This window comes from Streptomyces sp. NPDC007095, from assembly GCF_040634475.1.
Classification (GTDB): Bacteria; Actinomycetota; Actinomycetes; order Streptomycetales; family Streptomycetaceae; genus Streptomyces.
The window spans coordinates 1-16845 of record NZ_JBEYFS010000133.1 but is presented as its reverse complement, the minus strand read 5'-3'; the positions used below and the strand labels follow the sequence as shown (position 1 = coordinate 16845).

General features: G+C 69.2%; 14 protein-coding genes and 1 tRNA gene. 5 read left to right on the top strand and 10 right to left on the bottom strand.

Going from position 1 to position 16845, the window contains the following annotated elements; translation table 11 throughout:
- Nucleotides 1-39: 39 nt before the first annotated feature.
- From pknB to ABZ656_RS35775, 7 genes are all read right to left on the bottom strand, one after another.
- Nucleotides 40-2019: a Stk1 family PASTA domain-containing Ser/Thr kinase gene (gene pknB / locus ABZ656_RS35805; RefSeq protein WP_360273630.1), complete on the bottom strand. Its 1980-nt coding sequence runs from the start codon at nt 2017-2019 to the stop codon at nt 40-42.
- A 170-nt stretch (nt 2020-2189) separates the two neighbouring features.
- Entirely contained in the window at nt 2190-3674 is a 1485-nt protein-coding gene (locus ABZ656_RS35800; protein ID WP_101399128.1) for a penicillin-binding transpeptidase domain-containing protein, read from the bottom strand.
- Nucleotides 3671-5119, bottom strand: coding sequence for an FtsW/RodA/SpoVE family cell cycle protein (locus ABZ656_RS35795; protein WP_101399130.1), 1449 nt, complete (start codon nt 5117-5119; stop codon nt 3671-3673). The genes ABZ656_RS35800 and ABZ656_RS35795 overlap by 4 nt, the downstream gene beginning before the upstream one ends.
- Before the next feature lie 26 nt (nt 5120-5145).
- Nucleotides 5146-6729: a Stp1/IreP family PP2C-type Ser/Thr phosphatase gene (locus tag ABZ656_RS35790; protein WP_360273661.1), complete on the bottom strand. Its 1584-nt coding sequence runs from the start codon at nt 6727-6729 to the stop codon at nt 5146-5148.
- 90 nt (nt 6730-6819) lie between these two features.
- Nucleotides 6820-7347: an FHA domain-containing protein gene (locus ABZ656_RS35785; protein ID WP_101399135.1), complete on the bottom strand. Its 528-nt coding sequence runs from the start codon at nt 7345-7347 to the stop codon at nt 6820-6822.
- A gap of 10 nt (nt 7348-7357) precedes the next feature.
- A complete protein-coding gene (locus ABZ656_RS35780; protein ID WP_360273625.1) occupies nt 7358-8215 on the bottom strand; it encodes a DUF3662 and FHA domain-containing protein in 858 nt (285 codons plus the stop codon).
- Nucleotides 8203-8346: a hypothetical protein gene (locus ABZ656_RS35775; RefSeq protein ID WP_180361961.1), complete on the bottom strand. Its 144-nt coding sequence runs from the start codon at nt 8344-8346 to the stop codon at nt 8203-8205. The genes ABZ656_RS35780 and ABZ656_RS35775 overlap by 13 nt, the downstream gene beginning before the upstream one ends.
- Before the next feature lie 368 nt (nt 8347-8714).
- On the opposite strand from ABZ656_RS35775, the gene ABZ656_RS35770 reads away from it, so the two are divergent.
- Nucleotides 8715-8801: transfer RNA gene (locus ABZ656_RS35770), tRNA-Leu, on the top strand.
- Nucleotides 8802-8959: 158 nt separating this feature from the next.
- Here the strand turns inward: ABZ656_RS35770 and ABZ656_RS35765 are convergent.
- Nucleotides 8960-10168 carry a histidine kinase gene (locus ABZ656_RS35765; protein WP_360273622.1) on the bottom strand — a complete coding sequence of 403 codons (1209 nt, stop codon included), beginning with the start codon at nt 10166-10168 and terminating at the stop codon, nt 8960-8962.
- Between the two features lie 309 nt (nt 10169-10477).
- On the opposite strand from ABZ656_RS35765, the gene ABZ656_RS35760 reads away from it, so the two are divergent.
- Nucleotides 10478-11083, top strand: coding sequence for a TetR/AcrR family transcriptional regulator (locus ABZ656_RS35760; protein WP_101399140.1), 606 nt, complete (start codon nt 10478-10480; stop codon nt 11081-11083).
- A gap of 683 nt (nt 11084-11766) precedes the next feature.
- On the opposite strand, the gene ABZ656_RS35755 is transcribed toward ABZ656_RS35760, so the two are convergent.
- Both ABZ656_RS35755 and ABZ656_RS35750 read right to left on the bottom strand, forming a co-directional pair.
- Entirely contained in the window at nt 11767-12387 is a 621-nt protein-coding gene (locus ABZ656_RS35755; protein WP_360273619.1) for a ScbR family autoregulator-binding transcription factor, read from the bottom strand.
- Between the two features lie 232 nt (nt 12388-12619).
- Nucleotides 12620-13414, bottom strand: coding sequence for a response regulator transcription factor (locus tag ABZ656_RS35750; RefSeq protein WP_101399144.1), 795 nt, complete (start codon nt 13412-13414; stop codon nt 12620-12622).
- Nucleotides 13415-13888: 474 nt separating this feature from the next.
- Here ABZ656_RS35750 and ABZ656_RS35745 point away from each other — a divergent pair, with 474 nt between their 5' ends.
- The 3 genes from ABZ656_RS35745 to ABZ656_RS35735 form a co-directional block, all read left to right on the top strand.
- A complete protein-coding gene (locus ABZ656_RS35745) occupies nt 13889-15106 on the top strand; it encodes a ScbA/BarX family gamma-butyrolactone biosynthesis protein (RefSeq protein ID WP_360273616.1) in 1218 nt (405 codons plus the stop codon).
- Nucleotides 15107-15162: 56 nt separating this feature from the next.
- Nucleotides 15163-16158 carry an NAD-dependent epimerase/dehydratase family protein gene (locus ABZ656_RS35740; RefSeq protein ID WP_360273613.1) on the top strand — a complete coding sequence of 332 codons (996 nt, stop codon included), beginning with the start codon at nt 15163-15165 and terminating at the stop codon, nt 16156-16158.
- Between the two features lie 340 nt (nt 16159-16498).
- A partial coding sequence (locus ABZ656_RS35735; RefSeq protein WP_360273610.1) for a biotin carboxylase N-terminal domain-containing protein occupies nt 16499-16845 on the top strand: 347 nt, incomplete at its 3' end.

The window sequence follows — 16845 nt, the reverse complement described above, 5'->3', positions numbered from 1 at the left end:
AGACGTCGGAAGTGCTCAATTGTGCTGGTTGTAGGCGCGCTACCCCTGGCCGAAGACGCCTCCGTTGTTGTTGCCGTTGCCGCTCTGGATGGCGACAAGGTTGACCGGGGTGCCCTGGGCGACCGTGCTGTTGGGCTGCGGATCCTGGTTGAACACGATCGCGTTGTCGTCCTGGGAACCGGTGATGGTGCCCACGGTCAGCCCCGCGTCCGTGATGGCCTTCTTGGCGTCCTTGAGTGACAGTTGCGTCACGGTCGGCACCGTGACCTGGCTGTTCTGGGCCTGCTTGCCGATCTGGATCTGGACCGTGGAGCCCTGCTTGACCACGCTGTTCGCCGACGGCGAGGTCTGGATGACCTTGTCGACCAGGTTCGGGTCGCTGGTGTCGACCTGAGTGCAGTCGCCCGGCGTCAGGTTCTTGGCCTGCAACTGCTGCTTGGCGGCGTCACAGGTTTGGCCTGTCAAGTCCGGCACGGTCGTGGTCTCCGGGGCCTTGGCGACCGTCAGGGTGATCGTCGATCCCTTCTCCTGCTCCGTGCTACCCGAGGGGTCTTGGGCGGTGACGACACCCGGAGTCCGGTCGGACTCTTCGGTCTTTTTCTCGACCTGGAAGCCCTTGTCCTCAAGCTGGGACTTTGCCTTCTCGAAGGTCAGGCCTGTGACGTCTGGCACCGCGACTTTCGGCGCCCCCGTGGACACGATCAGAGTGATCGTGTCGCCCTTGGTGGCCTTCACGCCCCACTTCGGGTCCTGGTCGCAGACGTTGCCCGTCTTCTGGTCCTCACAGGGTTTCTTGGTGATCGAAACCTTCAGCTCGGCGTTGGTGGCCAGCTGGGTGGCGTCCTTGACCGACTGGCTGACGAGGTTGGGAACGGAGACGGAGTTGTTGCTCACACCGCCGCCCCCGAACATCCACTTCCCGATCAGGATCGCGCCGACCAGGACCAGCACACCCGCCACGACCAGCAAAATCGTCGAGGTGTTCGACTTCTTCTGCTGGCGGCGGCGGGCCGGGCGGTCGTCGTAGTTGTTGTTGTAGCCGTAGCCGCCGTCGTCCGGGTTCATCGGGGGCAGCATGGACGTGGCCTGGGCGTCCGTGGAGCGCAGCGCCGTGGTGGCCTGGTCGTCCGGGTAGCCGCCGTAGCCCACGGAGCCCATGGCGGCCGTGGCGGCGACGGGCTGGCCGTCGAGGCAGGCCTCGATGTCCTGGCGCATCTCGTCGGCGGACTGATAGCGGTAGTCCGGGTCCTTGACCAGTGCCTTCAGGACGATCGCGTCCATCTCGGGCGTGATCTCGGGGTCGAAGACCGACGGCGGCTGCGGCTCCTCGCGTACGTGCTGGTACGCGACCGCGACCGGGGAGTCGCCCACGAAGGGCGGACGCACGGTCAGCAGCTCGTAGAGGAGGCAGCCGGTCGAGTAGAGGTCCGAGCGCGCGTCGACCTGCTCGCCCTTCGCCTGCTCCGGGGAGAGGTACTGGGCGGTGCCGATGACCGCGGCGGTCTGCGTCATCGTCATGCCGGAGTCACCCATGGCGCGGGCGATGCCGAAGTCCATGACCTTGACCTGGCCGTTGCGCGTCAGCATGACGTTGGCCGGCTTGATGTCGCGGTGGACGATTCCGGCGCGGTGGGAGTACTCGAGGGCCTGGAGGATGCCGATGGTCATCTCCATGGACCGCTCGGGGAGCAGTCTGCGGCCCGAGTGCAGCAGCTCGCGCAGCGTGGACCCGTCGACGTACTCCATCACGATGTACGGGATGGAGATGCCCTCGATGTAGTCCTCACCCGTGTCGTACACGGCGACGATCGCGGGATGGTTGAGCGAGGCGGCCGACTGGGCCTCCCGGCGGAACCGGGCCTGGAACGACGGATCGCGTGCGAGGTCGGCTCGCAGCGTCTTCACCGCCACGGTGCGGCCGAGCCGGGTGTCATGGGCGAGATGTACCTCCGCCATGCCACCACGGCCGAGCACCTGGCCCAGCTCGTACCGGCCGCCGAGGCGACGCGGCTCTTCCATAGCTACCTACCAGCCCTCTCCGTCGGTCCCGACCGCACGCTTGTGTGGTCCGGCGGTGTGCCGTCCGGGCATACCGTACCCGGCTCGGCTTCTGTGACCTGGCCAAGCCCGTCACCCGATACAGGACCGGTATCGCAACGTGCACCGATGTGAAGGGGACGTGACAGGGGTCACTTCTTGCTGTTGATGACCGCCTCCATCACGCTCTTCGCGATGGGGGCGGCGAGACCGCCACCCGTGATGTCTCCACGGTTCGCGGCGCCGTCCTCGACCACCACGGCCACGGCGACGGGCGAGCTGCCGTCGGGGAGCTTGGCGTATGAGATGAACCACGCGTACGGCTTCTCGCTGTTGGCGACACCGTGCTGGGCGGTACCGGTCTTGCCGCCCACGGTGACGCCGGAGATCTGCGCCTTGGTACCCGTGCCCTCCTTGACGACCGTCTCCATCATCGACTGCAGGATCTGGGCGTTCTCCTTGGAGAGCGGCTGGCTCATCTTCTGCGGGTCTGTCTGCGAGATGACGTCGAGGTTCGGGGCCTGCAGCTTGTCGACCATGTACGGCTTCATCAGCGTGCCGTTGTCGGCGACGGCCGAGGCCACCATGGCCATCTGCAGCGGGGTCGCGGCGGTCTCGAACTGGCCGATGGAGCTGAGCGCGGTCTGCGGCTTGTCCATCTTCTTGGGGAAGTTCGAGGCGTTGGAGCGCACCGGCGTGAACTGCTCGGAGTTGAAGCCGAACTTCTCGGCCTCCTCCAGCATCTTGTCCTTGCCGAGGTCGGCACCGATCTTGCCGAAGACGGTGTTGCAGGAGACACGGAGCGCCACGCGCATAGTGGCGTTCTTGCAGGGGATGTTCCCCTCGTTCTTCAGCTCGGTGCTGGTGTTCGGCAAGGTGTACGGCAGCGGTGAGTCCGTGTTCTCGTCCGCGGACTTGTACAGGCCGTTCTCCAGCGCCGCCGCCGCGGTGACCACCTTGAAGGTGGAGCCGGGCGGGTAGGTCTCGCGCAGCGCCCGGTTGAGCGTCGGGTCGTCGGGGTTGTTCTTCTTCTGCAGCTTCGTCCAGGCCTTGCCGTCGACGCTCGTCGAGTTCCCGGCGAAGGTCGACGGGTCGTACGACGGGGTGGAGGCCAGCGCCAGGATCGCGCCGGTCTGCGGGTCGATCGCGGCGACGGCGCCCTTGCCGCGGCTCAGCAGGCCCTGGTACGCGGCCTTCTGCGCGGCGGCGTTGAGGGTGGTGACGACGTTGCCGCCCTGCTTCTTCTTGCCCGTGATCATGTCGAGGGTGTTGCGGAAGAAGAGCCGGTCGTCGTTGCCGGTGAGGATGCCGTCGTCGATGCTCTCCAGCTGGGTGGCGCCGAAGGCCTGGGAGGCGTACCCAGTGACGGGCGCCCACATCGCGCCGTCCTTGTAGGTGCGCTTGTACTCGAAGTCGTTGATGCCGTTCTTGGCCGACTTGGCGGCCCCGGTGATCGGGTTGCCGTCGACGATGATGTCGCCGCGCGGGGTGGCGTACCGCTCGATAGCGACGCGGCGGTTGAGCGTGTCGGTCCGCAGGCTGTCGGCCTGGACGTACTGGATGTAGTTGTCGCGGAGGAGCAGGGCGAGGACGAGGAGCCCGCAGAAGATCGCGATCCGGCGCAGGGGCTTGTTCACGGGCGGACCACCTGGGTCATCTCGGCGTCGGGGCTGGGTGCGGGTGCGGGGGCCGGGCGGCGGGCGGTGTCGCTGATTCTGATGAGGATGCCCATCAGCGCCCAGTTCGCGATGACGGAGGAGCCTCCGTAGGCCACGAACGGCATCGTCATACCGGTGAGCGGGATCAGGCCCATGACGCCGCCCGCGACGACGAAGACCTGGAGCGCGAAGCCGCCGGAGAGACCGACGGCGAGGAGCTTGCCGAACGGGTCGCGGGCCGCGAGCGCCGTACGGATGCCGCGCTCCGCGATCAGGCCGTAGATGACCAGGATCGCCATGATCCCCGCCAGGCCCAGTTCCTCGCCGAAGCTGGCGAGGATGAAGTCGGAGTTGGCGGCGAACCGGATGAGTTCGGAGTGGCCCTGTCCCCATCCGGTGCCGAGCGTGCCACCGGAGCCGAAGGCCCACAGGGCCTGCATGGCCTGCTCGGAGTGGAGGATGCCGTCGTGGGTTCCGGCCTGGCTGAGCTTGTACTCGTGCAGCGGGTTGAGCCAGGCCTGGACACGCGTCTGGATGTGCGGTTCGAAGCTCGCCACGCCCACGGCGCCGACCGCCGACATCAGCAGACCGAAGACGATCCAGCTGGTCCGCTCCGTGGCGACGTACAGCATGATCACGAACATGCCGAAGAACAGCAGCGAGGTACCGAGGTCGGTCTCGAAGACCAGGATCAGGATGGAGACGAACCAGACGACCAGGATCGGGCCGAGGTCGCGGCCGCGCGGCAGGTAGAGGCCCATGAAGCGGCGGCTGGCGAGGGCCAGCGCGTCGCGCTTCACCATGAGGTAGCCGGCGAAGAAGACCGCGAGGATGATCTTCGCGAACTCGCCGGGCTGGAGGGTGCCGAGACCGGGGATCGAGATCCAGATCTTGGCGCCGTAGATGTTGGCGCCGAGACCGGGGACCAGCGGCAGCAGGAGCAGGATCAGCGCGGCGAACATGGAGATGTAGGTGTAGCGCTGCAGGACGCGGTGGTCCTTCAGGAAGATCAGTACGGCGACGAACAGACCGATGCCCAGCGCGGTGTACATCAGCTGGCGGGGTGCCGCCTGGGTGAAGTTGGGCAGCGACTGGAGCAGCTTGGACTGGTCGAGACGCCAGATCATCACCAGCCCGAGGCCGTTGAGCAGCGTCGCCAGCGGCAGCAGCAGCGGGTCGGCGTACGGCGCGAACTTGCGGACGCCGAGATGGCCGACGCCCGCGATCAGGCCGAGGCCGAGGCCGTAGCTCAGCAGGCCGGACGGCACCTTCTCGTCGATGGCGAGGCCCACGTTGGCGTACGCGAAGACCGGGATGAGGACGGCGAACACCAGCAGCGCCAACTCGGTGTTGCGGCGGCTCGGTGTGCCGATCGAACCGATGGTCGACGTGTGGTGCGTCGGCGTGTTCGTACTACTGCTCATGGTGTGACAGGGCCCCTCACGGCTTCTTACTGCTTACCGCACAGCGAGACCAGCTTCTGCTCCTCGTCGGAGAGGCTGGGGCCGGGTGTGGGAGTGGGTGCGGCGGAGGTGGACGGTTTCGAAGACGGTGCCGAGCGCGATGCGTTCGGCGTCGGGGACGGGCTGGACGTGGCCTTGGACGTCAGAGAGGTGGTTGTGGTTCCCGTGGTTCCACCTGCCTGGCCCGTGCCGGTCTTCGCGGTGTTGCTGTCGGCGGCGCGGCGCTCGGCGTCCTTCTTGCACGCGGAGGCCTGCGTGGCGAGCTCGCTGATCTTCTTCTGGGCGTTCTGGAGGCCGCCCTCCGCGATCGTCGCCTTGACCTGCTTCTGCTGGTACGGCGGCAGGTACTTGAGTTCGATCTCGGGGTGATCCTTCTCCACCTTCGAGAGTGAGACCCAGGCCAGGTCCTGGCTGATTCCGCGGTACAGCGCGACGTGCTGGTCCTGGGTGCCGACGTAGTACTGCGTCTGCGTCCACTGGTAGCCGCCGTACAGACCGCCGCCGATGACGGCGAGGACCAGCGTGGTGTAGAGGGATCTCTTCAGCCACTTGCGCCCGGCGCTCGGCTTGACGAAGTCCTCGTCGGAGTAGTCGCCGTAGCCGCCCGTGGAGACGTAACCGGTGGTGTCGCCGCTGCCGGGCGGGCCGAACTCGCCGCCACCGCCCTGTCCGGGCACCGGACGGCCGAGGCTGGAGGCGCGGCCCGCGGGGGTCTGCATGGCGCCGTTGTCGTGCAGCTGGTGCTGGTGCTGGTTCTCGGCGACCGCCCCGACCACGACCGGGGTGTCGGAGAGCTGGGCGGCGAGGGTGTCGCCGGAGTCGATGTCGAGGACGTCGGCGACGATGACGGTGATGTTGTCGGGGCCGCCGCCGCGCAGCGCGAGCTCGATGAGGTTCTGGACGGTCTCCTGCGGGCCCTGGTAGCTGGCGAGCGTGTCTTCCATCGTCTGATGGGAGACGACGCCGGACAGGCCGTCGGAGCAGATCAAGTAGCGGTCGCCGGCGCGGACTTCGCGGATGGAGAGGTCCGGCTCGACGTGGTCGCCGCTGCCCAGCGCGCGCATCAGCAGGGAGCGCTGTGGGTGGGTGGTGGCTTCCTCTTCGGTGATGCGGCCCTCGTCGACGAGGCGCTGCACCCACGTGTGGTCCTGGGTGATCTGCGTGAGGACGCCGTCACGCAGGAGGTACGCGCGGGAGTCGCCGACGTGCACGAGGCCGAGGCGCTGACCGGTCCACAGGAGCGCGGTGAGGGTGGTCCCCATGCCCTCCAGCTGGGGGTCCTCCTCGACCATCATCCGCAGCTGGTCGTTGGCACGCTGTACGGCGGTGCCCAGCGAGGTGAGGATGTCGGAGCCCGGGACGTCGTCGTCGAGCGCGACGATGGTGGAGATCACCTCGGAGGAGGCGACCTCACCGGCGGCCTGGCCGCCCATCCCGTCGGCGATCGCGAGCAGGCGGGGACCGGCGTAACCGGAGTCCTCGTTGCCCTCGCGGATCATGCCTTTGTGCGATCCGGCGGCGAAGCGCAGTGACAGACTCATGCGCACCTCGCCCGTCGGCTCCGGGTACATCCGCACGGTGCCCACCCTCCGGTCGGGAGCGCGCCGGGGTCCGTCGTGTGGACCGCTGCTGCGTGCTCGCTCCGCTCGCTCATTGTCGTACTACTTCCGCAGCTCGATGACGGTCTTGCCGATGCGGATCGGCGCGCCCAGCGGAACAGGCGTGGGAGTCGTCAGTCGGCTCCGGTCGAGATACGTGCCATTGGTGGAGCCGAGGTCCTCGACGATCCACTGGCCGTCCCGGTCCGGGTAGATCCTGGCATGGCGGCTGGACGCGTAGTCGTCGTCCAGCACGATGGTGCTGTCGTGCGCGCGGCCCAGGGTGATGGTCTGCCCCTGCAGCGCGACGGTCGTACCCGTGAGGGTGCCTTCGGAGACGACCAGCTTGGTGGGGGCGCCGCGGCGCTGTCGGCCACCGCCGCCGCTCGGCGGCGCCGCCTGCTGGCGCTGCGGAGGTGGTGCGGCCTGGCGCGCGGCCTGCTGCGGCCTGGAGGCGTCCCTGCGCGAGCCGCGCTGTGTGACGCGCGTTCCGAACAGGTCGCTGCGGATGACCTGCACGGCCACGATCACGAACAGCCACAGTACGGCCAGGAAACCCAGCCGCATGACCGTGAGGGTCAGCTCTGACATTGCCCCCGCTTCACCCTTCGGCTTGCCGGTAAATGATGGTGGTGCTGCCCACGACGATCCGCGAGCCGTCGCGGAGCGTAGCGCGGGTGGTGTGCTGCCCGTCCACCACGATGCCGTTGGTGGATCCGAGATCCTGGATCGTCGAGGGCGTTCCGGTCCGGATCTCACAGTGCCGGCGGGATACGCCGGGGTCGTCGATCCGCACGTCGGCTTCGGTGCTGCGGCCCAGCACCAGCGTCGGGCGGGAGATCTGATGGCGGGCGCCGTTGATCTCGATCCAGTGCCGCATGCGGCCGCCGGCCGTCGGGCCCGGAGCCGCGCCGGGCCGTGAGCCCATCGGCGAGGGGCCGGGGCGCACGCCGGGCGGCGGCGCGGACGGCATCGGGGGAGCGCCTGCGGGACTCGCGCCCGGGGCGGCAGCCGGATAGCCGTAGCCACCGGGCCGACCGGGGGGCGGGCCCGCGGGGGCGCGCTCGGGGGCCTGCTGGTCGGTGGAGGAGGCGAGCGTACGGCTGCGCACCCGGTAGAGACCGGTGTCGAGGTCGTCCGCCTTCTCCAGGTGGACCTTGATGGGCCCCATGAAGGTGTAGCGCTGCTGCTTGGCGTAGTCGCGCACCATCCCGGCGAGCTCGTCGCCGAGCTGGCCGGAGTAGGGGCTGAGGCGCTCGAAGTCCGGCGCGCTCAGCTCCACGATGAAGTCGTTGGGTACGACGGTCCGGTCGCGGTTCCAGATCGTGGCGTTGTTGTCGCACTCGCGCTGCAGCGCTCCGGCGATCTCCACGGGCTGGACCTCGGACTTGAACACCTTGGCGAAGGTGCCGTTGACCAGACCTTCGAGACGCTGCTCGAACTTCTTCAGGACTCCCATGGGGCACCTCCTCCTTCGTGACCGTCCTGGTTCTGCCTGCTGTCCATGTCGTACTGCGTACGGCCCACCGTGTCGTACGGCCTGCCGTAGTCGTCCTGGTCCTGCTGGTACTGCTTACTGATCGTATCCACGCGCCGGGAAATCGGCTGGTTCCCCCTGTCGGCCCTGTCGACGGGTGTCGACGCCTTCCGAAGTCCCTTCCCGAAGTTCCCGCCGGGGCTCCTCTTCGAACACTTCCCGGCACTACTCCTGCCAAGGATCGTAGAGGCGCTCCGAGACCAGTGTCCCGCACCTGACTGTGCACCCTGCCCTGCTCCTGGAGAGATGGCGTGGACCGGTACGAGGTTGATACGTGAACCGGTTAGGCCTGAGACGTGCGGTGCCGGCGGGGCCCGTGGCCGTGGGAAAGGGATGTGATTCCACCCCGGACAGCGTGCTAATCTTCTGCATGTCGACAGGGGCTCGCACCACTCGGTGAGAGACCAAAGACACACCCAATGCGCGGGTGGCGGAATAGGCAGACGCGCTGGATTCAGGTTCCAGTGCCCGCAAGGGCGTGGGGGTTCAACTCCCCCCTCGCGCACCAGCGAAAAGGGCTCATCGTCAAGACGATGGGCCCTTTTCCGTGTCTCCGGTACGGGGCCGGGTTCGGGCGCGCCGGGCTGGGTCCGGGTGGGTCGAGGTGGGGTTGGCCGGGGTGCTGGCCGGAGTGTGTTCTGTCTCTCAGTTTTTTCCGGGCGGGGCTCAGGGGTGTCTGCGCAGGGGCAGATGGATCTCCAGCAGGGTGCCGGTGGGGGTGCCCGGGGTGATGCCGGTCCGGCCGCCGAGGTCCTCGACGCGGTCGGTGAGGGAGCGCAGGGCCCGCGCGGAATCGGCGGAGTCGGCGGAACCCCCCGCGGGGCCGTGGCCGTCGTCGGTCACCTTCGCGTACAGCCAGCGCCTGGTGATGCGTACGACGGTGTCCACGCGGCGCGCGCCCGAGCGGGCCAGGCGGTCGCGCAGGGCCTCGCGCAGGGCGAGGAAGGTCTCCTCCCGGTGCCGCTCGGAGAGGGTCCACTCGTCGCCGATGACCTCGACGGAGGTCTGGACACGGCGGCCGTCGCGGGGACGTGGGCCCGCGAGGAAGGCCTCCAGGGCCTCGCGCAGGGGCGGCAGGTCGGCGCGGTGGCGCATGCCGTCGATGAGCGCCTGGTTCTCCCTGGCCGCCGCGGCCAGTGCCCTTCGGGCGGTGGCGAGGTGAGCGGCGACGGGGCCGGGAGCGTCAGGGGTGGGTGAGCCGGTCCTGCCGGGGGCGCAGGCCGCCGCGGCGTCGAGGCTGAGTCGGGCGAGGGACAGGGCGCCGCCCAGCTCGTCGTGCAGCTGCCGGGCCAGGCGGCGGCGCTCGCCGCGGCCGTCGTCGCCGGACCACATGCCCTCCCCGGCCTCCCGGACGACCTCGCCGAGGCGCCGGACGACCGCGACCGCGCGGGGCAGCGCGCTCTCGTGGTGCGCGATGCCGTTCTCCAGGACGTGCAGCAGGGCGCACTCGAGGAGCAGGGCGACCGCGGCGGCCACCTGGTGCGGGGAGGCGGTGGGCGGGGCGATGGGCGCGGGGGCGGGAGCGGGAGCGGGGGTGGTGTCCGCGGCACGGGCAAGGGCGGTGCGGGCGAACTCCGTCAGCGTGGTGCGCAGGGTGGGCACTTCCGCCTCGGCGGGGGCGAGTGCGGTGGGGAGGCGGGCGGTGAAGCGGTCCAGGACGGCGCCGGTCTCCCAGGATCCCAGGGTGGCAGGGGACGACATCAAGGGGGAGTGGCCCGGGCGGGGCGACATCCGGGCCGCCGCGCGGACCAGGCCCTCGTGCAGGGCTTCGCCGAACCCACTGCCGACCAGGGGGATGGCCGAGGTGACAGGGGGGATCGGTGCGGTCGGTGCGGTCGTGGAGGTGGGCGCGGTGGGGGCGGTCGTGCTGCTCATCGGACTCCTCAACGCTCGGGTGACGCTTGGGTGCCGGGGCAACGTGGCCATCGCCAACGTAACAAACAGACTTGTCTGATTGTCAAGAGTGGGCGGGTGTTCCGGATGGGGTGTGTTCGCGGGGTCGTCCGGCCGTCAAGAGGCCGTTCATGGGCAAGAGCTGCAGGATTTATGGGGATTGGATGGAGGTCCGGGTTCACGGGGCTGTCGACTAAAACATGCATGGTTGTATGATTCTGGTTGTTGCCGGCGCCCTCAGGGCGCCCGCGCTCCTTCATGCCATGAGCAGGAATAGGCAGGTGCAGCCTGATGCAGACCCGGTCCGAACAGACCCGTCAGGCTCTCGTCCGTGCCGCGGCGGAACTGATAGCGAACGGCCGGCTCTCCGATGCGGGACTGGTCAACATCTGCCGCCGGGCCGGGGTGAGCCGGGGGGCTCTCTATCACCACTTCTCCTCCACCGCGGAGTTGACGGCCGCGGTGTACGAGCAGGCGCACGAGCGGGTTGTCGCGCTGATGGACAAGGCCTTCGAGGGGCCCGTGGAGGATGCCCCGGAGCGCCTTCTGGTCGCCCTGTGCGAGGCGTTGCGTACGGAGGAACTCGTCCGGGCCGGCATACAGCTGGCGGTGGACGGGTCGGCGGGGCCCCCGCGGTTACGTGACGACGTACTGGCGTTGGTGCGCAGGCGGGTGGTCGACGCGCACCGGGACGTGGTGCCGGCGCCGGAGGATCTGGCCGAGCTGGCGGTGGTGGTGGCCGCGGGGCTGGAGTCGCTCGGGCACACGGACGCGGAGTGGTGGGACCCCAAGACGTCCAAGCGGTTGTGGGTGTTGTTGCGTCCCTTGTTCTCGTTGGCCGGGGAGGGACGGGCGGAGGAGGAACGGTGGGTGGGCAGCGGGTCTGAGGGGGTTTGAGGGGGCCTGACGTCTTGAAGCCGTGAGCGCGGGCCTCTGGGCCTTCCTCAAGGTCCCACGTTCTGGGCGGAGTTGGTCCGAGGTTCGGCGAGCGCAGTTCGGCCGGGCTGGGGGCAGGGGCCGTCTCTCGACCCTGGGTGAGGCAGCGGTGGGGAGTCGCGAACACCGGGCGAGTTCATGGTCCTGGGCTCGGGTACGCGGCCCGGAGCCGGGGGACATCGGTCCCGTCCCGGAGTTGGAAGGCGGCTGGAGCCCGGCTGGGCTGCGCGCGGGGGAGCGAGGCCCGAGTTCGGTGACGTGCCGGGGCCCGGGTGCGGGTGGGGCCCTCGGCGTTCGGAGGTCGGTTGCGGGGGTGCCCGTGTTCGGGGCGGCGCGAGAGAGCGCCTGCGGTGACGGGGTTGGTCCGGAGGTGTTGTCCGGAGGCCGGGGTCGGGACAGGCCCTCGGTCTTCGGAGGTCCGTCGCGGGGCGTGCCCGTGAACGGGACGGCATGCGAAAGGCACCCGTCTGGGGGCTCGGCCCGGGTGAGGTGTCGGGCTGGGTTCCCTCACGGGTGAGGCGGACCTGCCCGGAGCTCGCGTTCGGGGCGCCGTGTTCTGTTCGGCGGGCGGTGCGGGCGCGGGGTGCGGGCCTGGTTGTGAGGTTGCCGGGTTCAGGGGCGCGGCCGGGCGGGCCGGACGGTGGTCAGGCGGGCTCGCGGGCCGGCGGCGGGACGGTGCGCAGGCGGCCGAGCATGCCGGGCGTGGCCAGACCGGGCAGCACGAAGCGCCAGAACGCACCGATGCGTTCCGGCAGATCCTCGCGGTTGCTGTAGACCTGGGACATCAACTGCAGGCCGGTGAAGGCGCCGACGATGGTCGACGTGGCTTCCTGGATGTCCACGCCGGGCAGGATCTCGCCCTGGTCCTCGGCCTGCCGCAGCAGGGCGAGTATGGCGGCGCCGGACTGCTCGTACGCAGTCTGCGGCGGCCGCGAGAACGACGTCTGCTCGACGGCGAGCCGCACACTGGCCCGTAGCACCGGATCGCGCTGGAGACGCTGGGCGAACTCCAGGGTGAGGTCGATGACCGCCTGGAGCTTCACCGCCTGGTCCGGCACCACCAGCGCCTCGCTGTGCGCGGTCACGAGGGCCACGGCGATCGCTTCCTTGGAAGGGAAGTGGTGGTACAGCGCGCCTCGAGTGAGGCCCGTCCGGGCCAGGATGTCGTTGGTGCTCGCCGCGTCGTAGCCGCGCTCGTCGAACACGCGGGCCGCGGACTCCAGGATCGAGTGCCTCGACCTCGTCCCGCGCTCTTGTGTGGCCATACCAGGTCCTTGCTCTCGCCCACTGGAATTTTACCGACTGGTCTGTATTGTATCGGCAAGGCGGCACGCCGCCAGTAGGCGGGAGTATTTGCTTCCGGTTCGGCTCGATTTTCGGTCGGTCCTCGGCCGATCCTCGAGTGCTTCTCAAGCGGTCGTCAAGCGGCCATCAAGTGGTCCTCATGGGGTCGTCGAGCAGTCCTCGCGTGGTCCTCGTACGGCCTGCGGGTGCCGCTCAGGGGTGGCCGAGCCGAAAACCGACACCGCGTACGGTGATGATCCAACTGCTCGAACCGAGCTTGCCGCGCAGGCTGCTGACGTGGGTGTCGATGGTGCGCCCGCGGTGGGACCACGTGTCGTCCCAGACCTGCGCCATGAGCTGGCGTCGCGGCATGACGGTGCCGGGCTGCGAAGCCAGCAGATGCAGCAGGTCGAACTCCTTGCGGGTCAGGTCCACCGGCTTCCCGTTCAGCGTGGCCACCCGGGTGCCGACGTCGATGCGCAGCGGCCCGTGGGTGATGACCTGGGCGGCGGCGGGCTGTTGGCGTACCCGGCGCATCACCGCCTCCATCCGGGCCAGTAACTCGCGGAAGCCGTACGGCTTGACCAGGTAGTCGTCCGAGCCGGCCTGAAGTCCGAGCACCCGGTCGAGCTCGGAGCCGCGCGCGGTGACGGCGATGACCGGGGTGTCGCAGACCGCCCGGATACCCCGGCACACCTCGAGCCCGTCCAGGTCGGGCAGGTCCAGGTCGAGCAGTAGGAGATCGGCATCGCGGTGCGCCTGGAGCGCCTTGGTGCCGGTGGCCACGCTCTGTGCGGCGTACCCCTGCCGCAGCAGGCCCTGGACGAGGGAGTCGGCGGCCCTGACGTCGTTTTCTACGACCAGGACGCGCAGTGCTCCGGCCGGGGGGCCGGGGTGGTCGGCGGCCGCCTGTGGGGCAACGGCCCGCCCGGGCTGGGGAATCGTGGGGCGGTGCGGAAGATTGCGCTGCGATCGGGCGTCGAGTAGATCCACGGCTTGCCGATTCATCTGCTCCTCCTGAGGCACAGTCTCGTCATCACGGAACGGACTGCTGAACTCTCACAATGAGGACGATAGCAAACAGACTTGTCTGATTGTCAACGTGTTCGAGATCCCCCGCGCGTCGGTCCGTACCTTTTCCAATTCACCCACGTTGACCTGCGTATATGTAGAGAGATCCGGAGCTTCAAGGTCATGTTTCCGGCAGGTTGCGGTCGGGGTGGACCCTCTTGTCCGGCGCGTGTCTCTGGCGCTAACCATGCAGGTCTGCACGGTTTGAAAGATCAGGCGTCCCGGGTGGCGCAATCATGCTGTACCGGCCCGTAGTGGCGGCTCATCGCTCGAGGGATGCTAAAGCTTTACTTGAAAAACCGAACAGACATGTCTGTATCTTGTGTGAGCGAGAGAACGTCGGCCACGGGGGGTGGCTGCCGGCGGTACGGGTTGCTGCCCCCTGCTCGGAACCAGACAGGAGTGCCGTACATGTCGTACACCACCTCCACCCGTGTGTCCGTCGAAGACGACGTCGCGACGGTGGGCACCAGCGCCTCACGAACCGCCTCACGGCCCGCTGCTCGAAACGCTGTTCAACCCGCCGTTCAGGCCTCTGCCCAGGCCTCTGCCAAAGCCTCCGTCCAGACCGTCGCGCGAACTCTGACTCCGCGGCTGACCACGACGGTTCCGCGCGAGTACGTCCATCGCGCCGCCGTCTCGGAGGTCCTGCTGACCGGCTGGGAAGCCGCCGCCGAACCAGCCGGACCCGACCGGCCGGACGAGTTCGCGGTCAGTGCCCAATGGCCGCGCAGCCACTCCTTCTTCACTCAGTCCGGCGGCTACCAGGACCCGATGCTCCTGATCGAGTCCGTCCGCCAGATCGGTTCCCTGCTCGCGCACGCCGAGTTCGGCGTCCCCTTCGGGCACCAGTTCCTGATGTGGGACATGTTCTTCAACACCTGCCCCGAACTCCTTGTCGCGGACGCCGTCCCCACGGAGGTCGAACTGCGCACGGTCTGCCGCGACATCGTCCGCAGGGGCCGGGTGCTCGGCGGTATGCGCTACGACGTCACCGTGCTGCGCGACGGAAAGGCGCTGGCCACCGCGGGCGCCGCGTTCAGCTGCACCAGTCCTGCCGTCCACCGCAGGCTGCGAGCCGGCCGGCCCACCACCACCGACCGCGTCGTGCCGCCCGCGATCGACCCGGCCGCGGTGGGACACTCCGACGACCGGCACGTGCTGCTCGCCGAGCCCAAATCCAGGCCTGAGGCCGGGCCCAAATCCAGGCCTGAGGCCAGGCCTGAGTCCAGGTCTGAGGCCAGGCCTGAGTCCAGGTCTGAGTCCGAGCTCAAGTCCGCACTCAAGCCCGAGCCCCGATCGGCCTCCGGTACCGGCGACCGCTGGGAACTGCGCGTCGACACCGCCCACCCCACCTTCTTCGACCACCCCGTCGATCACATACCGGGCATGGTCCTGCTGGAAGCCGCCCGGCAGGCCGCCCTCGTCTCGACCGGGATGCCGGACGCCCTCCTGGTGGGCCTCAAGAGCAACTTCGCGCGCTACGCCGAGTTCGACGCGCCCTGCTGGATCGAGCCGCAGGCCGAACCGCACGGTACGGAGGGCGGCGTACTGGTGCGGGTGCGCGGTACGCAGCACGCTGAGACCGTCTTCACCGCCGAGCTCGTCCTGAGCCCGCGCGGCCGTTGAGCCCGCGCATCCTCCGTACGCCTGGGAGAGCGTCCCCATCCCGAGGAGACAGACCCGTGCCCACCATCCTGATCACCGGCGCAGCCGGCTTCGTCGGCGGACACGTCGCCCGTGAAGCGGCCCGGTACCGGGCCGACCTGAGGCTCATGTCCCATCTCAGTCCCCTGCTCGGCTCCGATCCCCCGCTCCACAAGGGCTCCCCCATCCAGGAGGGTCCTGTGACTCAGGAGGGTCCTGCGGCCCATGACGGTGCTCGCGTCGTGCGGGCCGATCTGACCGACCCCGCGTCCTTGCGCGGGGTGTGCGACGGAGTCGACGTCCTGATCCACTGCGCCTCGCAGATCGGCGGCGGCGTCGAGGCCAACGACGCCGTCAACGCCCGTGGCACGGCGGCGCTCATCGAGGAAGCGCGCCGCGCGAGGGTTGCGCGCATCGTTCAGCTGAGCACCGCGTCCGTCTACGGTCGTGGCACCTTCCGCGGCGACCGGCCCGAAGAACTGTCCCGTAACCCGGGCTCGCCCACGTCCCTCACCCGGGCCACGGCCGAGGACACCGTCCTCGCGGCCGGCGGTGTCGTCCTGCGCCCGCACCTGGTGTACGGGGAGGGCGACAGGTGGGTGGTGCCCGGCCTGACCCGGATGCTGCGCGTGCTGCCCGGCACGGTTGAGGGCTGGCACGCCCGGACCTCCGTGATCGCCGCACCCGAACTGGCCGCGCTGCTGGTGGCCACCGCGCTCGCCCCCGCCACCGACCTGACCGCCTCCGTCTACCACGCCACCCACCCGGAGCCCCTCCCCGTGGACACCCTCCTGCGCGCGGTCGCCGACTGCACGGGGACCGACTGGCCGGACCGGGAACTGACCGCCGACCGAGCCCGGGCGGTCCTGGCCGAGAAGGGTGTACCTCCGTCCGGGCTCGACATGTTCACCACCGACCACGTCTTCGACAGCACCCCGCTCTGGTCCGACCTGCGGCGCGCACCCGGCGCCGGCTTCGACACCGATTTCCCCCTCGCGGCGCCCTGGTACCGCAAGGCCCTGCGCGACGGTTGACCGAGTACGGGCCCGCGAAACCCTGTGGAACGGCGGGAAGTGCTTCCCGCACGCAGCCCCTGAACGCCTCCTGAACGTCTCCCGAACGCCACGGCGGAACGCCTCCCGAACGGCCCTCGAAATTCTCCCCGGAATGGCGCATTCCTTTTGTTTCCGGACCCGGCGGATCCCTCCGCCGGGTCCGGACATTTGACGGAGGCCTGACCTTCTTCTTTCCTCTTCCGGTAAATGCTGCCCCCGGTCTGCGGATTCTGACCCAGTTCTGCAACGGACCGTATTGAAGGGGAAGTGCGCACTCGAACAGTCTGGTGGCTCCGAGCGGAGTCTGGGGAGGTTCATCGTGCGCAAGGTGCTCATCGCCAACCGTGGCGAAATCGCTGTCCGCGTGGCCCGGGCGTGCCGGGATGCCGGGATCGCGAGCGTTGCCGTGTATGCGGAACCAGACAGGGACGCGTCGCATGTCCGGGCGGCGGACGAGGCGTTCGCCCTGGGCGGTGACACCCCCGCCACCAGCTACCTGGACATCGCCAAGGTCCTCCAGGCCGCCAAGGACTCCGGCGCGGACGCCATCCACCCGGGCTACGGCTTCCTGTCGGAGAACGCCGAGTTCGCCCAGGCGGTCCTGGACGCCGGCCTGACCTGGATCGGCCCGCCCCCGCAGGCCATCCGCGACCTCGGCGACAAGGT